The 18,146-nt window shown below is 68.1% G+C and carries 18 protein-coding genes; 10 read left to right on the top strand and 8 right to left on the bottom strand.

Annotated elements, in window-relative coordinates; all coding sequences use genetic code 11:
• Positions 1 to 7 precede the first annotated feature (7 nt).
• Both E1H18_RS05560 and E1H18_RS05555 read left to right on the top strand, forming a co-directional pair.
• Positions 8 to 1,708 carry a copper resistance system multicopper oxidase gene (locus E1H18_RS05560; RefSeq protein ID WP_172264511.1) on the top strand — a complete coding sequence of 567 codons (1,701 nt, stop codon included), beginning with the start codon at positions 8 to 10 and terminating at the stop codon, positions 1,706 to 1,708.
• Positions 1,708 to 2,589: a copper resistance protein B gene (locus E1H18_RS05555; protein ID WP_172264509.1), complete on the top strand. Its 882-nt coding sequence runs from the start codon at positions 1,708 to 1,710 to the stop codon at positions 2,587 to 2,589. The genes E1H18_RS05560 and E1H18_RS05555 overlap by 1 nt, the downstream gene beginning before the upstream one ends.
• 78 nt (positions 2,590 to 2,667) lie before the next feature.
• On the opposite strand, the gene E1H18_RS05550 is transcribed toward E1H18_RS05555, so the two are convergent.
• The 5 genes from E1H18_RS05550 to hutI are packed head-to-tail and all read right to left on the bottom strand — an operon-like array spanning position 2,668 to position 8,471.
• Entirely contained in the window at positions 2,668 to 3,243 is a 576-nt protein-coding gene (locus E1H18_RS05550; RefSeq protein WP_172264507.1) for a HutD family protein, read from the bottom strand.
• Positions 3,240 to 4,907, bottom strand: a complete 1,668-nt coding sequence (gene hutU, locus E1H18_RS05545; RefSeq protein WP_172264505.1) for a urocanate hydratase — start codon at positions 4,905 to 4,907, stop codon at positions 3,240 to 3,242. The genes E1H18_RS05550 and hutU overlap by 4 nt, the downstream gene beginning before the upstream one ends.
• Positions 4,904 to 5,737, bottom strand: a complete 834-nt coding sequence (gene hutG, locus E1H18_RS05540; protein ID WP_172264503.1) for an N-formylglutamate deformylase — start codon at positions 5,735 to 5,737, stop codon at positions 4,904 to 4,906. Before hutG ends, hutU begins: the two co-directional genes overlap by 4 nt.
• A 2-nt stretch (positions 5,738 to 5,739) precedes the next feature.
• Positions 5,740 to 7,281, bottom strand: coding sequence for a histidine ammonia-lyase (gene hutH, locus E1H18_RS05535; protein ID WP_172264501.1), 1,542 nt, complete (start codon positions 7,279 to 7,281; stop codon positions 5,740 to 5,742).
• Positions 7,266 to 8,471, bottom strand: coding sequence for an imidazolonepropionase (gene hutI, locus E1H18_RS05530; protein ID WP_172264499.1), 1,206 nt, complete (start codon positions 8,469 to 8,471; stop codon positions 7,266 to 7,268). Before hutI ends, hutH begins: the two co-directional genes overlap by 16 nt.
• Positions 8,472 to 8,560: 89 nt before the next feature.
• On the opposite strand from hutI, the gene E1H18_RS05525 reads away from it, so the two are divergent.
• Positions 8,561 to 9,928 (top strand): formimidoylglutamate deiminase, encoded by a 1,368-nt coding sequence (locus E1H18_RS05525; protein ID WP_172264497.1) that lies wholly within the window; start codon positions 8,561 to 8,563, stop codon positions 9,926 to 9,928.
• Positions 9,925 to 10,632, top strand: coding sequence for a histidine utilization repressor (gene hutC, locus E1H18_RS05520; RefSeq protein ID WP_172264495.1), 708 nt, complete (start codon positions 9,925 to 9,927; stop codon positions 10,630 to 10,632). Before E1H18_RS05525 ends, hutC begins: the two co-directional genes overlap by 4 nt.
• 125 nt (positions 10,633 to 10,757) lie before the next feature.
• On the opposite strand, the gene E1H18_RS05515 is transcribed toward hutC, so the two are convergent.
• Entirely contained in the window at positions 10,758 to 11,210 is a 453-nt protein-coding gene (locus tag E1H18_RS05515; RefSeq protein ID WP_172264493.1) for a hypothetical protein, read from the bottom strand.
• Positions 11,211 to 11,489: 279 nt separating this feature from the next.
• On the opposite strand from E1H18_RS05515, the gene E1H18_RS05510 reads away from it, so the two are divergent.
• The 3 genes from E1H18_RS05510 (at position 11,490) to E1H18_RS05500 (ending at position 13,655) form a co-directional block, all read left to right on the top strand.
• Positions 11,490 to 11,858: an MmcQ/YjbR family DNA-binding protein gene (locus E1H18_RS05510; RefSeq protein WP_172264491.1), complete on the top strand. Its 369-nt coding sequence runs from the start codon at positions 11,490 to 11,492 to the stop codon at positions 11,856 to 11,858.
• 11 nt (positions 11,859 to 11,869) lie between these two features.
• Complete coding sequence (locus E1H18_RS05505; protein ID WP_172264489.1) at positions 11,870 to 12,463, top strand: hypothetical protein; 594 nt, start codon at positions 11,870 to 11,872, stop codon at positions 12,461 to 12,463.
• A gap of 139 nt (positions 12,464 to 12,602) precedes the next feature.
• Positions 12,603 to 13,655, top strand: coding sequence for a hypothetical protein (locus tag E1H18_RS05500; protein WP_172264487.1), 1,053 nt, complete (start codon positions 12,603 to 12,605; stop codon positions 13,653 to 13,655).
• Between the two features lie 122 nt (positions 13,656 to 13,777).
• Here the strand turns inward: E1H18_RS05500 and E1H18_RS05495 are convergent, their stop codons facing one another.
• On the bottom strand, positions 13,778 to 15,346 hold the full coding sequence (locus E1H18_RS05495; protein ID WP_172264485.1) for an MBL fold metallo-hydrolase: 1,569 nt from the start codon (positions 15,344 to 15,346) through the stop codon (positions 13,778 to 13,780).
• Positions 15,347 to 15,516: 170 nt separating this feature from the next.
• On the opposite strand from E1H18_RS05495, the gene E1H18_RS05490 reads away from it, so the two are divergent.
• Complete coding sequence (locus E1H18_RS05490) at positions 15,517 to 16,047, top strand: antirestriction protein ArdA (protein ID WP_172264483.1); 531 nt, start codon at positions 15,517 to 15,519, stop codon at positions 16,045 to 16,047.
• Here E1H18_RS05490 and E1H18_RS05485 read toward each other — a convergent pair.
• Positions 16,044 to 16,673: a hypothetical protein gene (locus E1H18_RS05485; RefSeq protein WP_172264481.1), complete on the bottom strand. Its 630-nt coding sequence runs from the start codon at positions 16,671 to 16,673 to the stop codon at positions 16,044 to 16,046. The genes E1H18_RS05490 and E1H18_RS05485 overlap by 4 nt on opposite strands.
• A 94-nt stretch (positions 16,674 to 16,767) precedes the next feature.
• Here E1H18_RS05485 and E1H18_RS05480 point away from each other — a divergent pair, with 94 nt between their 5' ends.
• Positions 16,768 to 17,559 (top strand): hypothetical protein, encoded by a 792-nt coding sequence (locus E1H18_RS05480; RefSeq protein ID WP_172264479.1) that lies wholly within the window; start codon positions 16,768 to 16,770, stop codon positions 17,557 to 17,559.
• A gap of 69 nt (positions 17,560 to 17,628) precedes the next feature.
• Entirely contained in the window at positions 17,629 to 18,135 is a 507-nt protein-coding gene (locus E1H18_RS05475) for a hypothetical protein (RefSeq protein ID WP_172264477.1), read from the top strand.
• Positions 18,136 to 18,146: the final 11 nt, after the last annotated feature.

Genomic DNA, 18,146 nt, shown 5'->3' with positions numbered 1-18,146 from the left:
CGGATCAGTGATGACGGCTTTCGATCGACGGACCCTGCTGCGCGGCGCCCTGGGATTAGGCGCTGCCGGGCTTCTGCCGGCCTGGGCGCGGGCGGCCGATCCGGGACGGTCGCCCGCAGCGCTGATGGGCGGGGACATCAAGCTGACGATCGGGCACGCGGCGGCGCGGATCGACGGTAAGTCCGGCCATGCGGTGACCGCCAACGGCACGGTCCCGGGGCCACTGATCCGGCTGAAGGAAGGCCAGCGCGCCCGCATCGCGGTGACCAACGCGCTGCATGACGAGGACACCTCCATTCATTGGCACGGCCTGCTGGTGCCGTTCCAAATGGACGGCGTGCCGGGCGTCAGCTTCCCGGGCATCAAGCCGGGCGAGACCTTCATCTACGACTTCCCGGTCCGGCAGTCCGGGACCTACTGGTGGCACAGCCATTCGGGCCTGCAGGAGCAGGTCGGCCTCTATGCGCCGATGATCATCGACCCGGCCGGCGAAGACCCGATCGCCTATGACCGCGAACACGTGGTGGTGCTGTCGGACTGGAGCTTCCTGCATCCGCACGACCTCTTCCGAAAGCTGAAGGTCAATCCGGGCCACTTCAACATGCAGCGCCAGACGGTCGGCGGCCTGCTGGCGGGCCAGGATCAGTCGCTGAAGGACCGCGCCGCGTGGGCCAAGATGCGCATGGACCCGACCGACATCGCCGACGTCACGGGCTCAGTCTACACCTACCTCGTCAATGGCCACGGGCCGGGCGACAACTGGACGGGCCTATTCTCGCCGGGCGAGCGGGTGCGGCTGCGATTCATCAACGCCGCCGGCATGACCATCTTCGACGTGCGTATTCCGGGTCTATCGCTGGAGGTCGTGGCGACCGATGGCCAGCCGGTGTCGCCGGTCAGCGTCGACGAGTTCCAGATCGCGCCGGCCGAGACCTTCGACGTCATCGTGCGGCCCACGGAGGACCGCGCCTTCACCCTGGTGGCCGAGGCCTCGGACCGTTCGGGCCTGGCCCGCGCCACCCTGGCCCCGCGCGCGGGCATGTCCGCCGCCGTCCCGCCGCTGCGCAAGCGTCCTGTGGCCACGATGAAGGACATGGGGATGGGCGACATGCACCATGGGATGGACATGCCCGGCATGGACATGTCGATGCGCGCCCAGAGCAACGCGCCGAACGTGCCACTGACGCCCGGCGTGCAGACCATTTCGCCCATGCCGGCCGACCGCATGGCCGAGCCGCCGCAGGGCCTGGCTGATGTCGGGCACAAGGTGCTGCGCTATGCCGAACTGGCCAATCTCAACCCGCCCGACGATCCGCGCCCGCCCGAGCGGACGGTCGAGATCCACCTGACCGGCAACATGGAGCGCTTCATGTGGGCGTTCGATGGCGAGGCCTATGGGCCGGTCAAGAAGCCCATCCCGTTCCGGCGCGGCGAGCGGGCGCGGGTGGTGCTGATCAACGACACCATGATGGCCCACCCGATCCACCTACACGGCCACTTCTTCGAGCTGGTCAACGGCAAGGACCGCCAGCCGCTGAAGCACACGGTCAATGTCGCGCCGGGCGGCAAGGTCGCCTTCGACTTCACCGCCAGCGAGCCGGGGGACTGGGCGTTCCACTGCCACCTGCTGCTTCACATGCATGCGGGTATGTTCAACGTCGTCACCGTGCGACCGCTTGAGGGTCAGATGGAAGGGGAGGGCGCGTGATGCTGCTGCTTCTCCTCCTCGCCGCCGGCCAGCACGAGCATCACCAGGCCGCGCCGACGCCCGCGCCGGCTCCGCACGCGGGCCATCGCATGCCCGCGCCGGCCCCCGACCCGCATGCGGGCCATCAGATGGCTCCCTCTCCTATGGCCGACCCTCACGCGGGCCACACCATGGCGGCGCCCGTCGCCAGCGCCGGACCGCCGCCGGTCCCGACCGATCACGCCGCCGAGCGGTTCTACAATCCGCAGGTTATGGGAGCCGCCCGCGCCCAGCTGGCCCAGGAGCATGGCGGCGGCAGTTTCTGGACCGTTCGCGCCGACCAGGCCGAGCACCGGTTCCGCAAGGGCGCGGACGCCCAGGCCTTCGAGGGCGAGGCCTGGTGGGGCAACGACTTCGACAAGTGGGTGATCAAGGCGCGCGGCGAACGCGCCGACGGCAGCGGCTGGGAGAACGGCGAGTTCGAGGCGCTGAAGGCCTGGACGATCGGCCCCTATTTCGACCTCCAGGCCGGCATCCGCTACGACCTGGCGCCCAAGGGGCGAACCTATGCCAGCCTCGGCTTCGAGGGCTTGGCGCCGTACTGGTTCGAGATCCAGGGCGCGGCCTATGTCTCCGACCAGGGCGACGTGTCGGCGCGGGCCGAGGCTTCCTACGACTTGCGTCTGACCCAGAAGCTGATCCTGCAGCCGCGCGTCGAGGCCGATGTCGCCGAGGCCGGCGCGGCGCGGCTCGAAGGCGGTCTTCGCCTGCGCTACGAGTTCAAGCGCGAGTTCGCGCCCTATGTCGGCATCGTCCGTGAGCGGGCCTTCGGACCCGCCGTCGTCATTGGCGAGCGGGCGGGAAGCACGGCGGTGGTGGTCGGCGTCCGCGCCTGGCGCTGAGCCCGCGCGAGACGCTTAGGACGTTATCGAACGGGGGGCGGGCGGGACCCGGCATTCGGAGGGCTGAATACTGGGCAGCTAGCGGTCGGCCTCGATCGTCACGCGCCAAGCCGAGCCCGAGAAGGCGAGGGCTTCGGCGTCGGGGCCGTCAATCCGCACCGCGTCGAGGGGGGCCAAGGTCAGGCTGCCCAACACCGCAGGAGATCGCGCGATCAGCAAGGTGGTCGAGGCTGGGAAGGCCAAGAGGCCATCGCTTTGCAGGTGGACATTGGCGCTGGCGGCGCCGCGACGAACCATGACGTTCAAGTCGACGACAGGCGCAATCAGTTCGGCCTCACAGGCCTCATCACCCTTGAAAGCGAAGGGCCCTGACGCAGCGTCGAGCGTGACGGGCGGACGGCCCGCGATGGACAGGCGCAGGGCGCCGTCCAGCACGGTCAGGATGCGATCGACCTCCGAGAACCTGGAGAACGGACCGCTAGACGACACCTCCGCTATGCTGACGCGCCAGTCGAACTCGAACTCGAACTCGAACTCGAAGTCGAAGTCGAAGGCGGTGTCCGCGGGCGAGGCGGCGACCTCACGGGTGACCCCGCCGCCGTTCTTCCACGGCCGGGCCACCCGATCGGCGGCGCGGAGCAGGGTCGTGGTCAACCCAAGATCCCCGGCAGGTCCAGGCCCTTGTCCCGCGCGCAGTCGAGGGCGATGTCGTAGCCGGCGTCAGCGTGGCGCATGACGCCGGTGGCTGGGTCGTTCCACAGCACGCGTTCGATCCGCCGCGCCGCCGCCTCGGTCCCGTCGCAGACGATGACCATGCCCGAGTGCTGCGAGAAGCCCATGCCGACTCCGCCGCCGTGGTGCAGCGACACCCAGGTCGCGCCCGAGGCGGTGTTGAGCAGGGCGTTCAGCAGCGGCCAGTCCGACACCGCGTCCGAGCCGTCCTGCATCGCTTCCGTCTCGCGGTTGGGCGAGGCGACCGAGCCTGAGTCCAGGTGGTCGCGGCCGATGACGATCGGGGCCTTCAGCTCACCCGATGCGACCATCTCGTTGAAGGCCAGGCCCAGGCGGTGGCGGTCGCCCAGGCCGACCCAGCAGATGCGCGCCGGCAAGCCCTGAAACTTGATCTTCTTGCCGGCCATGTCGAGCCAGTTGTGCAGGTGCGGATTGTCCGGGATCAGTTCCTTGACCTTGGCGTCGGTCCTGGCGATGTCCTCGGGATCGCCCGACAGCGCCGCCCAGCGGAACGGGCCGATCCCTCGGCAGAACAGCGGCCGGATATAGGCCGGCACGAAGCCGGGGAAGTCGAATGCGTTGGCGACGCCTTCTTCCAGCGCCATCTGGCGGATGTTGTTGCCGTAGTCGACGGTCGGGACGCCAACGGCCTGGAAGTCCAGCATGGCCTGCACGTGGACGGCCATCGAGGCGCGAGCGGCCTTGTCGACCGAGGCGGGGTCACGCTCTTTTGCCTCGGCCCATTGGTCCAACGCCCACCCCGCCGGAAGGTAGCCGTTGATCGGGTCGTGGGCGCTGGTCTGGTCGGTCAGCAGGTCGGGCCGGACATCGCGCTTGAAGAGGTCCGGCAGCAGCTCGGCGGCGTTGCCCAGCAGGCCGACCGAGATCGGCGACTTGGCGGTGTTGGCCTCCGCGATCCAGGCTAACGCCTCGTCGACGTTGTCGGTGGACTTGTCGAGATAACCGGTGCGCAGGCGCATCTCGATCCGCGACGGCTGGCACTCGATCGCCAGGCAGGACGCCCCGGCCATCACCGCCGCCAGCGGCTGCGCGCCGCCCATGCCGCCCAGGCCGGCGGTCAGCAGCCACTTGCCCGACAGGTCGCCGGCATAGTGCTGGCGGCCCATCTCGACGAACGTCTCGTAGGTGCCCTGCACGATGCCCTGGGCGCCGATATAGATCCACGAGCCGGCGGTCATCTGGCCATACATGGCCAGACCCTTCTTATCGAGCGCGTTGAAGTGCTCCCAATTGGCCCAGCGCGGCACCAGGTTGGAGTTGGCGATCAGCACGCGCGGCGCGTCGGCGTGGGTGCGGAAGACGCCGACCGGTTTGCCGGATTGCACCAGCAGCGTCTCGTCGTCTTCGAGCCGACGCAGGGTCTCGACGATCTTGTCGTAGCTTTCCCAGTCGCGGGCGGCGCGGCCGATGCCGCCATAGACGACCAGTTCCTCCGGCCGCTCGGCGACGTCGGGGTGCAGGTTGTTCATCAGCATCCGCAGCGGGGCCTCGGTCAGCCACGACTTGGCGGAGAGCTGCCTCCCGGTGGCGGGGCGGATGACGCGGGTGTTGTCGTGGCGGGTCATGCGGAGGCTCCGAAGGCGACGCAGGCCTTGAGGATGTCGTTGAGCGCGGCTTGCAGCGGCGCGGCGCGGGTTTGGTCGAAAGGTGTTGGCCAGTTGCGCTCGTCCGGCGCGACCGGCTCGTCGATGTAGCCGCGGCAGGCCAGTTCCATCTGGATGGCGTGGATGCCCGTCGCGGGCTGGCCGTAGTGGCGCGTGATCCAGCCGCCCTTGAAGCGGCCGTTGGTGACGCGGGAGAAGCCCGAGTCGTCGCAGGCAACCTCGACAGCGGCGGTCAGGGCGTCTGCGCACGACGCGCCACTGTTGGTCCCGAGATTGAACTGCGGCAGCTCGCCGTCGAACAACCGGGCGACATGGGAGCGGATCGAATGGGCGTCGTACAGCACCACTCGGCCATGGATCGCTTTCAACCGGTCCAGCTCGTCAGCCAAGGCCTGGTGATACGGCTGGAAGAACCGTTCGCGACGTTCGGCGGTTTCGGCGTCGTCGGGCGCCTGGCCTTCACGGTAGAGCAGTTCACCGTCGAAGGTTTCAGTGGGGCACAGGCCCGTGGTCGCCTGGCCTGGGTAGAGCGAAGCGCCCGACGGGTCGCGATTGACGTCGATGACAGTGCGCGAAATCGCCGTGCGAACGATGGTCGCCCCCAAGTCCGCCGCGAAGGCGTAGAGCTCAGGGATCCACCAATCAGCGTCCTTGCGGGCAAGCCATGGCGAGGCGAGACGAGCCTCGACCTCGCTCGGGATCTCGGTTCCAGCGTGGGGGATGCTGACGACCAGGGGCGCCTCGCCGCGCGTCACCGTCAGCCAAGTTTCAGAATTCAGGGCGTCGGCCATCGTCACGCGCTGACGCCTGGCAGATCGCCCGCCGCTTCGATCACGGCGCCCGAACGGATCAGCTCGTTGGCCGCCTCCATGTCCGGGTGGAAGTGGCGGTCGTCATCCAGGTGCGGGACCTGGGCGCGGGTCAGAGCGCGGACGGCTTCGAGGGCCTCGCTCGACCGCAGCGGCACGTGGAAGTCGCAGCCCTGGGCGGCGGCCAGCAGTTCGATGCCCAGCACCGCCATGGCGTTCTCGACCATGCCCGAAAGGCGCCGGGCGCCATGGGCGGCCATCGACACATGGTCTTCCTGGTTGGCCGAGGTCGGGATCGAGTCGACGCTGGCCGGATAGGCCTTCTGCTTGTTCTCCGAGACCAGAGCGGCGGCCGTGACCTGCGGGATCATGAAGCCGGAGTTCAGGCCCGGCTTGGGCGTCAGGAACGCCGGCAGGCCAGACAGCGCCGGGTCGACCAGCATGGCGATGCGGCGCTCGGCGATCGAGCCGATCTCGCAGACCGCCAGGGCGATCATGTCGGCGGCGAAGGCCACCGGCTCGGCGTGGAAGTTGCCGCCGGAGAGGGCCTCGTCGGCTTCCGGGAAGATCAGCGGGTTGTCCGAGACGCCGTTGGCCTCGGTCGCCAGGGTGGTCGCGGCCTGGCGCAACACGTCCAGCGCCGCGCCCATCACCTGGGGCTGGCAGCGCAGGCAGTATGGATCCTGGACGCGCTCGTCCTCCTTCAGGTGCGAGGCGCGGATGGCGGAAGCTGCCATCAGGCTGCGCAGGGCGGCGGCGGTCTCGATCTGGCCGGCGTGGCGGCGCAGGGCGTGGATGCGCGGATCGAACGGGGTGTCCGAGCCCTTGGCGGCCTCGGTCGACAGCGCGCCAGTGACCAGGGCCGACTGGAACAGCCGCTCGGCGTCGAACAGGCCCGCCAGGGCGTTGGCGGTGGAGAACTGGGTGCCGTTCAGCAGGGCCAGGCCTTCCTTGGGGCCGAGCGTCAGGGGCTCCAGGCCGGCCTTCTTCAGCGCCTTGGCCGCCGGCTTGCGTTCGCCGTCGACGAAGATCTCGCCGACCCCGATCATGGTCGCGGCCATGTGGGCCAACGGCGCCAGATCCCCTGAGGCGCCGACGGAGCCTTGGGCTGGCACGACGGGCGTCAGGCCCTGGCGCAGCATCACCTCCAGCATCCGCACGGTCTCGACCCGCACGCCCGAGGCGCCCTGCGCCAGGCTGGCCAGCTTCAGGGCCATCATCAGGCGGATGACCGGCACGGGCGAGGGCTCGCCCACCCCGGCCGCGTGCGACAGGACGATGTTGCGCTGCAGGGTCTCCAGGTCCTCGTCGCCGATGCGGACGCTGGCCAGTTTCCCAAAGCCGGTGTTGATGCCGTAGACCGGCTCGCCCTTGGCCAGGATGCGTTCGACGGCGGCGGCGCTTTCGGCGATCACCGGCCAGGCGGTCTCGGCCAGGGTCGCCGTCGCGCCGCGATAGATCGCCTTCCAGTCGGCCAGCGGCACGTCGCCGGGGTTCAGAACAACGTCGGTCACTGGCCTCTCCACACGCGCGCATGGAGCGGATTGAAGCCCATGCGATAGACAAGTTCGGCGGGACGCTCGATGTCCCAGATGGCGAGATCGCAGGCCTTTCCGGCCTCCAGCGTCCCGCAGGTGTTCAGCAGATCCAGCGCCCGCGCGGCCTCGCGCGTCACGCCGGCCAGGCATTCCTCGACGGTCATCCGGAAGAGGGTGGCGGCCATGTTCATGACCAGCAGCGGCGAGGTCAGCGGCGAGGTGCCGGGATTGCAGTCGGTGGCCAGGGCCATCGGCACGCCCGCGGCCCGCAGCGCCGCGATCGGCGGGGCCTTGTGCTCGCGGGTGAAGTAGTAGGCGCCGGGCAGCAGGGTCGCGACCGTGCGCGAGGCGGCCATCGTCGCGACGCCGGCCTCGTCCAGGTGCTCCAGGTGGTCGGCCGACAGGGCGTCGAACTCCACCGCCAGCGCCGCGCCATTCAGGTTCGACAGCTGCTCGGCGTGCAGCTTGACGGGCAGGCCGTGACGGCGCGCCACCTCGAACACGCGGCGGATCTGGGCGGGCGAGAAGCCGATGCCTTCGCAGAAGCCGTCGACGGCGTCGGCCAGGCCGCGCGCGGCGATCGCCGGGATCATGGTCTCGCAGACCAGGGTCACGTAGCCGTCCGGGTCGTCGCGATATTCCGGCGGCAGGGCGTGGGCGCCGAGGAAGGTGGTGCTGACCCCAACGCGGCGGATGTCGGCGAGGGCGCGGGCGGCGCGCAGGCTCTTGATCTCGTCGTCGAGGGAGAGGCCATAGCCGGACTTGATCTCGACCGTGGTGACGCCCTCGGCGATCAGGGCGTCCAGGCGGGGCAGGGCGGCTTGGATCAGCTCATCCTCGGTCGCGGCGCGCGTGGCCCGCATGGTCGAGACGATGCCGCCGCCGGCCCTTGCGATCTCCTCGTAGGAGGCCCCGGCCAAGCGGAGTTCGAACTCATGAGCGCGGTCGCCGGCGAAGACCAGATGGGTGTGCGGATCGATCAGGCCGGGCGTGATCCAGCGGCCTTCGCAGTCGATGGTCTCTTGCGCTTCGAAGACCGGCGCGTCGGCGGCGGGGCCGGCATAGGCGATGTCGCCGTCCAGGCTGGCGACGACGCCACGCTCGATGACGCCCAGCCCTTCACGCTCTGGCGCGAGGGTGGCGAGGCGAGCGTTGATCCAAACTTTGTCGCAGCGCATGTCGAATCCGAGGCATGCGGCCGCCCTTGCGAACCGCTCTCATATGTATATACATATTTTCGACCGTGGGCGTTTGTCTAGTGACCGTGATGCAAAATCTTGAACCGGAAACCCGCGTGGTGTGGTGCCAGAGCGCGCTGCTGGCCGACGGCTGGGCGCGTGACGTGAAATTCACCCTCGCTGAGGGCCGGATCGCCAGGATCGATACCGATGTCGCGCCCGGCGATGCGGCGCGATTGGGCGTTGCGCTTCCCGGCATGCCCAACCTGCACAGCCATGCCTTTCAGCGGGCCATGGCGGGTCTGGCGGAACATCGCGGGGAGGGGAGCGACAGTTTCTGGACCTGGCGCGAGGTCATGTACCGTTTCCTGGAACGGCTGAATCCTGAGGCGGTCCAAGCCATCGCCGCGATGGCCCAGGTCGAGATGCTCGAGGGCGGCTTCACGCGGGTGGGCGAGTTCCACTATCTGCACCATGCCCCCGACGGCGGCGCTTACGACGACCCGGCCGAGATGGCGGCGCGGATGGCGGCCGCCGCCGAAGAGACCGGCATTGGCCTGACCCTGCTACCGGTATTCTACGCCCATTCAGGCTTTGGCGGCGCGGCCCCGACCCCTGGCCAAAGGCGGTTCATCCATGATGTCGACAGCTTCGGCGTTCTGGTCGAGGCCAGCCGTCGCGCCCTGGCCAATCTGCCCGATGCTGTCGTGGGCATCGCCCCCCATAGCCTGCGGGCGGTGACTGCCGAAGAACTGACCGCGATCACGCCCCTGGCGGCGGGCGGCCCCATCCACATCCACATCGCCGAGCAGACCCAGGAGGTTGACGCCTGCCTGGCCGCCACTGGCCAGCGTCCTGTCCGGTGGTTGATGAACCACGCCGAGGTGGACGAGCGTTGGTGTCTTGTCCACGCCACCCACATCAACGCGACCGAGACCGAGCGCCTGGCCAAGAGCGGTGCGATCGCGGGGCTATGCCCGATCACCGAGGCCAATCTCGGCGACGGCGTTTTCCCGGCCGTTAGCTATGTCGCCGCTGGAGGTGCGTTCGGAATCGGCTCTGACTCCAATGTGCTGATCGACGCCGCCGAGGAGCTGCGCATCTTGGAATATGGCCAACGCTTGACGCACCGAGGGCGCAACCTGCTGGCGCTGGGCGCGGGACGCTCGAACGGCGGTGATCTGTGGCGCGCGGCCGGAACCGGCGGCGCTCAGGCGCTGGGCGTGCGCTTTGGTCTGCGGCGCGGCGCGCCCGCCGATTTCCTGACCCTGGATCCGTCGCATCCGGCGATGGTCGGGCGTGCCAATGACGCCCTAATCGACAGTCTGGTTTTCGCCGGCGGGGCCATAGACACGGTCTGGCGTCACGGACGTCAGGTCGTCTCAGGCGGGCGTCACCAGGCGCGCGACGCTATCCAGGCGCGCTATGCCGAAACCTTGAAGGTCCTACTGGCGTGACCGGCCCACTGCATCAGCGCATCCGCACCGATATCGAGGCCAAGATCCGATCGGGCGATTGGGAGCCGGGCTACCGCGTGCCGTTCGAAACCGAACTGATGGCCCAATACGGCTGCTCGCGAATGACCGTGAACAAAGCCATGACCGCCCTGGTCGAAGCCGGGTTGATCGTGCGTCGCAAGCGGGCCGGCTCGTTCGTGGCCCGGCCACGCGTCCACGCGCCGGTTCTGAACATCCCCGACATCCAGTCGGAGATCGTGGCGCGGGGGGAGGCCTACGCCTTTCGTCTGCTGTCGCGGGCGGTACGGGCGGCCGATCGCGACAGTCCCGACGAGATCGAGCTGGCGGCGGGCGGCAAGCTGCTGGAGCTGCAGGGCGTCCATGACGCCGGCGGGCGGCCGTTCGCGCTGGAACGGCGCCTGGTGTCGCTGAAGGCCGCGCCGGAGATCGCCGACGCCGATTTCGAGGCGGCCCCGCCCGGCGCCTGGCTCCTGGAGAATGTCGCCTGGACCGAGGCCGAAAGCCGCATCAGCGCCGCCAATGCCGACACCGAGGACGCGCGCCTGTTGGCTTTGGAGAAGGGGGCCGCTTGCCTGGTCGTCGAGCGCCGCACCTGGCGTGAAGGCCAGCACGTCACCCGGGTCTGGCAGCTGTTCCCCGGCGAGAGCTACGATCTGGTCGCCCGGTTTGGACCAACGCCGTAGACAACTCTTGGGCTGGACCGGCTCGTGCGCACCAGCCTGCATCCTCGTTTGGTTCGCCCGCCGAAGCTGCCAGAGGCCGCGCCAGAAGCGGTTGATGGATCTGATCGTGCGATAGGCGGTCCGGATTAGGACGCCGTCCCGTCGAGGTGGTGTTGGCCGTCGATATCTTCGATCTCGACATCATAGCCTTGCGGATCGGGCCGACGCCACAAGCGAACCGTGAAGGCGTGCGGCTTGGGGACCAGGGCCTTGGATTCGAGATAGGTCCCGCGATCGACGAGATCGAACCGTTGGCCAAGGCCGTCCGATCGCAGCGAGATCAGGGTGATGTCACGCGCCCGGGGCGGCTTGCCCAAGGCGGCGCGCACCTGAAACCGGACGCCCTCTGGGCCTTCGTGGAGGCTCAAGAGCAGCGGCTGCGGCTGCGTCGCCACGATCCACTGCCGACCAAGCACGGGGCGGCGGCCGGCGAAGGTCTCGTGCATCCGCTCCCGGAAGCCGCGCGCGAACCACACAGCCCCGACCAGGACAAGCGCGGCCAGCAGTAACTGCAGCCAGGACGGCGGGGCAAAGCTCATCGGGACAATCCGTCGGATATCAGGTCGCCCGACACGAGATCATCCCAGGCATCATCCTTTACGCGGGCCGCGAGCCTCTCCCTCGCCTGAGCGGCGACGCCGAAGCCAGAACACCCACCGCGCCTGGTTCTGCTCTGGAGAGAGCCTCGGGGCTGGCCTTAATCCCTACCGCATCCGACATCACGCGGTCCGACCGATCCTGACGCAGGGCGGGCTCAGCTTTGCGACGATGGCGCGACTCGTAAGACACAAGGCGGGCCGCCGCGCGCGAGGACCCGCATGACGCCTGAAGCCTTCTCCGAACTCGCCCATCGCCTGGGACCGGGCGTCCAGGTCCGCTCCATCCTTGACGCCGTCCAGTTTCGGGTGGGCGACAGGGCGTTCGCGACCCTGGGCTGGCCCGCGCCGGGTTGGGCCGTCGTCAAGCTCAGCCGCAAAGATCAGGCCGATCTCCTGCCGCGCAGCGACGCCCTGAGCCTCGAGCCGGGGCGTCGCCGCAAGACCGGGGTGACGTTGGTGCGCCTGCATGACGCCGAACCAGACCTGGTCGCCGAGGTGTTGGCCGCGGCTTTCGGCGAAGTCTATCGCCAGGCGGGGCGCGGCGCGTCCAGGCCTGCCGATCGCCTGGGCTTGGTGGCGCGCGGCTAGGAGAGGCGATCATGGACCTCGCGCAACGCTTCACCCACGACGGGCTTCTTCGCGGCATGGTCGGGCCGGGCGCGCGCCGCGATCCTGGCCGTTTCGACTGCATGGTCGAGATCAATCCCTGGACCCCCGAGCACGAGGCGTTGAGCGCCATGCTCTATCGCGGGGCCATCGTGTCGGCGTGGGGGTTCATCGAAACCCATCTCAACGAAACCGCCGTGCGCTGTTCCTGGCATGAGGACTATCAGCCGCTACTGGCCAAGTACCCGCGCATCTTGCACGAGCGCGTACAGTATCTGCGCGATGTGTTGGACGCACCGGGCCCGCTGCATCCCTATCGCTCATATGGACATGGGCTGTTGCAGCGCTTCGTCGACAGCGCGGCCCTGCGCAACACCATGGCCCATGCGCGCATGGAGGTCCTGCCGCCGATGGGGATCACCTTCCGGGAGGTCGGCCGGTTCGATGGCGAGCTGCAGCAGCGCAGGCGGCGCTACCAACTAGTCGAGCTGCAGGCCATGGCCCGGCGCGCCACCCGATTGAGCCGCCTTTGCCAGGGGGTCATCGAAGCGATCAACCAACGACAACTACTGCCCCACCATCCCTAGACCAGAACGTCGCGAGGCGGACCGGGGAGACGGCTCCGCCCGAACGACCGGCCAGGCGCCAGGGCCTGAGCTTGACCGCCATGACGGGCCTCGCCAGGGTTGTGGCGCCTGTGCTTTGATCGCGAGCGGAGGGGCCCACATGTATTCAGCGATCTACTATCCGCACATGACGATCGAGAGCGAGAGCTTGCTGCGCACCGCTCTCCTGACCTGGGATCACCTGGACATCATCTCCCCTGATCCTCGGTTCGCGCGTCGGAACTTTAGGGAAGACCTGGCTGAGGCCGTCGAGGTTCTGGTGCGGTTCCGCCGGCCCAGTTCCGCCGAGCTTGAAGAGGTTCATGTCCTGATCGAGGATCTGGTGACCAGAGGCCTCCCTGACGCCTTCCGTCTCCCCAGGGACCCCGATCCAGACGAAGACTATTTCCTGGAATCGGAGATGTACGGGATCAGGGTCGAGAAATTCATGCGCAACACCTGGCGCTTGCTTTTTGAGGCTGATCTCGCGACCGGGGAAAGGGACGGCTGGCACCACACGCACAGACATCTCGGGCTTTTGATGATGTCGATGCTTGCTGATGTCATGGCGGGTAAGGCGCACGCCCGCGTCACAGACCGGACCCGCGCCTACTCCACCTTGATCAAGCTCCTAGGACCGCACACCGGTGAAGCGCTTACGGCCGACCACCTCCAGATCGTCCCTCTGACCTTCAAGACCCTTGCTCTGGAGCATGTGCCGATCGAACGGCTTGTCGATTTCCGGAAACGGGAAGCCAGGGAAGGCGGCGCGGCCCGGCGCGCGCTGCGGCACAACTATCTTGATCAGATCAATGCGCACCTGAAAGTGGCGGTTGAACATCCCCACGGGTCGGCGGATCGCCGGGAAGTGGACCGGGTCTTCGAACAGAGAATGGAGGACGACCTCGCCGACCTGAAGTCGGAACTTGGTCTGGCGCGGCGCGAAGCCTTTTTGACGAAGGAAGTCGTTGGACTGGTCGCGATCGGGATCGGCGCCGTTGGAGCCGCCGTGACGGGCGTCTCAGCGCCGGTCCCCGAGGTGCTCGGCGCTAGCGGAGCAAGCATCGCGCTTGGGGGAATTTTGAGCGCGCAGACGAAGCTCGCGACAGCCCGCCGAACTGTGCTGCGACGGCACCCGATGGCCTATCTCTATGAGATCGATCGGGCGCGTTAGGGCAAAGCTTCAACAGTGATGAGAGGCATGGCCCGATATCGAGGTATCGGGCGCCAGTGGGTTTAGCCGTCCGTCGCTGACGGCGTAATGACCGCGCCGGCGACTTGCGCTCATGCTGGGGCCTAATCGATATGCCAACACAGCCAGTCGGGTCCGCAGACCCAGAAGGGGCCCGTCACCCCCCGGCGGGCGACATGGAAGCACTCGTCGAAGGCCGAGTGCTCGGACGCCCGTACGTGGTGGAAGTTGGCGCCAAGGCCGTCCACCGCCGCTTGCAGCTTCCAGTGCGGATGCTTCCAATTGTGGATCGGATCGGCCGACGCCACCCACTGCTCGGCCTGGCTGACCAGGGCCGTGGGGTCGCTGTTTTCGATCGAACCGTGATGGGGCAGCACGAAGGTGCAGACCAGATCCAGGTCCGCGCCCAGCCCGGCCTTGAAGGCGGCGATGTCGGCCCCGAGCCGAAGATGCGCGTCGCCTGTCCCCAGCCAGCCGATCTTGGTCAGGGGATGCAGGGGCAGGTCATGGTCGACGCAGCGGGCGTCGAGGGTCTCTGGCTCGAGGGGACCAGAGTACAGCGACAATGAGGTGAGGTTCTTGTCGCCAAAGGCCTCGCGGTAGGCGGCAGCGAGAGGCGTGCGCTTTGTCGTCACCAACTGTCTGCGGATGGCCGGCCGAGCGACTTGCGCGGCAAACGTTCCTGGGCCCCAACCCATGCGCGTCTCCACTTCGGTCCGGAACTTGGCCAGGTCGGCTGGGTCGGCGTCGCGGACATGGGGCGAAAGCTTCCAGGCGATCGCGGTGGTGGGATCGACCGCCCGGAGGGCGGCGTTGCGCACGCTCAGCACCTCGGCGCCGCGGCGCTGGGGGAGCCGGACCTGATCGATGGGGCGGGCAGGATCCTTCGCGATCAGGTCCGGCTCGCGCCGAGACCGATCGCGGGTCTTGCGCTCACCATCCGCCGGTTCGTCAGGCTCGCCCTTGGGGCCCGTCTCGTCCACGGCGCCGTCCGGCCCCTCCGCCCTCACGAGGATGATGCGTTCCGGCCCGAATGCGGCGAGCGTCCCGACCGGGTCCACGCAGAGGTCGCTGAAGAAGTCGTCGATCTCGCCGCCATGGTCCTCGACGGCTGCGGCCGCGCGGGCGAAGGCGGCGATCTGCTCGACGTCATTGATATAGGGCAGGACGATCGTGTCGACCCTCAGGCCGGTCTTGGCGTGCAGCAGATGCGGGGTCCCACAGATGTGGTCGCGGTCGAAGTGGGACAGGACCAGCACGTCCAGCCGCTGGCTGGTGCGAGCCGCCGCCAGGGCCTTGATCTCGCGAATGACGGCGGCCTTGGGCTCGGAGCCGCAGTCGTAGACGTAGAGATAATCGGCGGCCTGGAAGCGGGCGACACCACGCCGGCTACCGAACAGGTCGTCCAAGGTCAGCGCGCGCAGGGCCCCGACATGGAAACCGCCCTGGCCCACGGGCATCTGCCGGCGATCGTGGACGATGGCGTTGGGACGGGTCTGGCCTGCCTCGGCGGGAATGACCTCGATGGCGAAAGGGCGGCTCATGCGGACGACTCGGTCGTGAAGGGTCCTGCAGGTTGAGCCACGGCGATCGCGAAAGCAGCCCAGGGCCGTGCGGTTCTCGACGACGGCGTTGCAGGCGGCCGGCTTTTGCTGGGCCGCGTCCGCGGCCATGGCTTGGGGCGCCGCCCCCGGCGCGCTTCGGATCGGCTTCCGCCCAGCTTCGTCCGGCCTTTGGCCGTCCTGCAGCCGGGTCCCCGCGAAGCCGCCCCTCCGCTTGCACCCCCGGTCTCGCCGACGGGCAAGGGTTCGATGTTCGAACCCCTGCCTTGAGGATCAGGATCATGGGACAAGCTGCTGAAAACCTTGAGCCCCGTATCTATGTCGCCTGTCTGGCCGCCTATAACAGCGGCCGGCTTCATGGGGCCTGGATTGATGTCGAAGACGATGCCGACGCGGTGCGGGGCGCCATCGCCGCGATGCTGCGGGGCTCTCCAGAGCCCGACGCCGAAGAATGGGCCATCCACGACTACGAAGACTTCGGCGGCGTGCAACTGTCGGAATACGCCGCCATCGACGCCGTGGTGGCCATCGCCGTCTTCCTGCGCGAACGCGGTGGGCTCGGCGCCTTGGTCCTGGCCCATGTCGGCGGCGACCTGGAGGCGGCCGCCGAGGCGCTCGACGAGCAATACTGCGGGGTCTTCGCGCGTCTCGCCGACTATCTCCAGGATCTGACCGAGGAAACCGTCACCATTCCCGAAGCGCTACGCTCCTATATCGACTATGAGGCCATGGCCCGCGACGCCGAGATCAATGGCGACTTTTTCACCGTCGAGACTGGGCATGACGAAGTGCATGTCTTCCATGGGCGCTAGGTCCCGGTCAGGTGATCCAGGGCGATGGGCGTGACATAGGCGTCCAACGGCCAGGGGCCTTGATAGTGCGGGTTCAAGGCGGCGGCGAAGGCCTCGTCTTCAGCGATCACCGCGATCAGGCCCAGGCAACGGTTGAGATGGCCCCGGAGCCGTTCCAAGGCGTCGCGATAGGCTTGGTGGATTTCCCACGGCCGAGGGCGGGGCTCAGGGGCGTCGCCACGCGGGGCGTCGCGGGCCGGGGCGGCGCTGGCGTTCAGGCGCTGCTCATAGGTCAGGAACTGACGGATCGCCGCGGCCATCAACTGGGTCAGCAAGGCCAGCGGGCTCTCGGGCCGTTTCGCCAACTCCAGCTGCACCGCGACCAGGGCGCTGCGGACCTCCTGCAGGGAAACCAGCGCCCGGTCGATGCAGTCGTCGCAGCATTCGTTTTGATCCAGAACGCGCCGGTCGCGCATCCTCACCAACAGTTCACGCCCCAGGCGCGCGTCCTTGCCCGTCGGTTCCACCAGCAAGGTCAGGAACGGCAGATCGATGGCGATCGGCGAATAGAGGGCGGCCTCGCCGCGCGCGGCAGTCTCCAAAAGACTGGAAATGTCGATCTTGAAGGGCGGCGGAGGAGGGGGCATGGCGCAACGCTAGAACGGCGCAGCTTTGCCCGCAACGGCGGCGTCGGACCGCCAAGGCTTGGCTTGCCGGACGGGTTTGTGGCACGCCTGGAGTATGAACAAGGCTCAAGCTCTCGACCTTCTCCAGCAGCGCCGCGAGGCCATTTCCACCCTCGGGCACGGCTACGTCACCAGCCCGGAATTCAAGAAGTGGCGCCGCGACACCGAGGTCGCGATCGAGAAGATCTTCGGCGCCGAGGCCCGCAACATCAGCGATTTTCGCGCCATCCGATTTTCCGTGGTGGCCTACCACGCCACGGGGCCGACGTCGCGGCAGCTGGCCGCCTACAGCAATGGACTCGACAGCGCGCGGGCCGTGATCAACTCGATGATCGACGAGATCAACACCTTCGGCTTTGAGCGCGACGACGGCGGTGTCGCCGTGGACGCCTTGGCTCTGGTCGAGAAGATCTGTCTGCGGTTTCACAAGGTCGCCCGGCAGCTGCAACACCGCCACGCCGAGCGCGCGACCCTGGAGATCGAGGACGAGTATGACGTCCAGGACCTGCTGCACGGCCTGCTGCGGCTGCACTTCGACGACATCCGCAGCGAGGAATGGACCCCCAGCTATGCCGGCGGGGCCTCGCGGGTCGATTTCCTGCTGAAGGCCGAGCAGATCGTCATCGAGGTCAAGAAGACCCGCGCGACCTTGAAGGCCAGGGAGCTGGGCGAGCAGCTGCTTGTCGATCGTGAGCGTTATCAGGCCCACCCCGACTGCAAGGCGCTGTTCTGCTTCGTCTATGATCCGGACGGCAGGATCGGCAACCCTGTCGGCATCGAGCGCGATCTGGAACAGCACAACGCACCGATGACCGTGCGGGTGATCATCGCCCCACGCGGCGAGTAGGCGCGCGTCAGGCTTGCGGCCCGGATCCGCGCCCACGACGATGGGTCAATCGAAGGTGGTGAGCGCAAAATGATTCGCCTTGTATGGGCTGTGATGACCTTCCTGCTGCTGTCCGCCTGCGGCCAGTCCTCCAGTCCCACCACGCCAGCCGATCCGCCGGCTGTGCGCACCGCCTCGACGCCGGCTGTCGCGGCACCGGCGCCCGTCGCGCCCCCGGCGCCGGTGGCGCTCAGCGACAAGGACCTGGGCCGGATCTGCCGGGCCGCGATCGGGGCCGTCAACGGGCGCGATCCGGCCATCATCAAACTCGATCGCGTCGAGGATGGCATGGCCTATGTCAGCTACGCCCGGCCCGACGACGGCAAGGTCTGGAAGAACCGCTGCCGCGCCGACGGCCAGCGGATCATCTGGGCCGGCATCGATATCTATGGTCCCGGCGGCGGTCCGGGGCGCTGGCGCGAGGCCGCTGAGGACGAGGTCATGACCTTCGCCGTCGCCGGTCCCTCCGTTACCATCACCACCCGTTACAGCGACGGGTCGGGCGAGGCCAAGACCTACCAGATCGCCGCCCGCTGAAACCGCGCCGG

Source organism: Caulobacter sp. RHG1 (genome assembly GCF_013181195.1).
In the GTDB taxonomy this organism is placed as follows: Bacteria; Pseudomonadota; Alphaproteobacteria; order Caulobacterales; family Caulobacteraceae; genus Caulobacter.
This window is presented reverse-complemented; position numbering and strand designations above follow the sequence as displayed.

Coding starts and splice junctions, on each gene's coding strand:
- E1H18_RS05555 (WP_172264509.1), top strand. CDS start 1,708: ATGCTGCTGCTTCTCCTCCTCGCCGCCGGCCAGCACGAGCATCACCAG.
- hutU (WP_172264505.1), bottom strand. CDS start 4,907: ATGACCCGCCACGACAACACCCGCGTCATCCGCCCCGCCACCGGGAGG.
- hutG (WP_172264503.1), bottom strand. CDS start 5,737: ATGGCCGACGCCCTGAATTCTGAAACTTGGCTGACGGTGACGCGCGGC.
- hutI (WP_172264499.1), bottom strand. CDS start 8,471: ATGCGCTGCGACAAAGTTTGGATCAACGCTCGCCTCGCCACCCTCGCG.
- E1H18_RS05525 (WP_172264497.1), top strand. CDS start 8,561: ATGCAAAATCTTGAACCGGAAACCCGCGTGGTGTGGTGCCAGAGCGCG.
- E1H18_RS05515 (WP_172264493.1), bottom strand. CDS start 11,210: ATGAGCTTTGCCCCGCCGTCCTGGCTGCAGTTACTGCTGGCCGCGCTT.
- E1H18_RS05510 (WP_172264491.1), top strand. CDS start 11,490: ATGACGCCTGAAGCCTTCTCCGAACTCGCCCATCGCCTGGGACCGGGC.
- E1H18_RS05505 (WP_172264489.1), top strand. CDS start 11,870: ATGGACCTCGCGCAACGCTTCACCCACGACGGGCTTCTTCGCGGCATG.
- E1H18_RS05500 (WP_172264487.1), top strand. CDS start 12,603: ATGTATTCAGCGATCTACTATCCGCACATGACGATCGAGAGCGAGAGC.
- E1H18_RS05495 (WP_172264485.1), bottom strand. CDS start 15,346: ATGGCCGCGGACGCGGCCCAGCAAAAGCCGGCCGCCTGCAACGCCGTC.
- E1H18_RS05490 (WP_172264483.1), top strand. CDS start 15,517: ATGGGACAAGCTGCTGAAAACCTTGAGCCCCGTATCTATGTCGCCTGT.
- E1H18_RS05485 (WP_172264481.1), bottom strand. CDS start 16,673: ATGCCCCCTCCTCCGCCGCCCTTCAAGATCGACATTTCCAGTCTTTTG.
- E1H18_RS05480 (WP_172264479.1), top strand. CDS start 16,768: ATGAACAAGGCTCAAGCTCTCGACCTTCTCCAGCAGCGCCGCGAGGCC.
- E1H18_RS05475 (WP_172264477.1), top strand. CDS start 17,629: ATGATTCGCCTTGTATGGGCTGTGATGACCTTCCTGCTGCTGTCCGCC.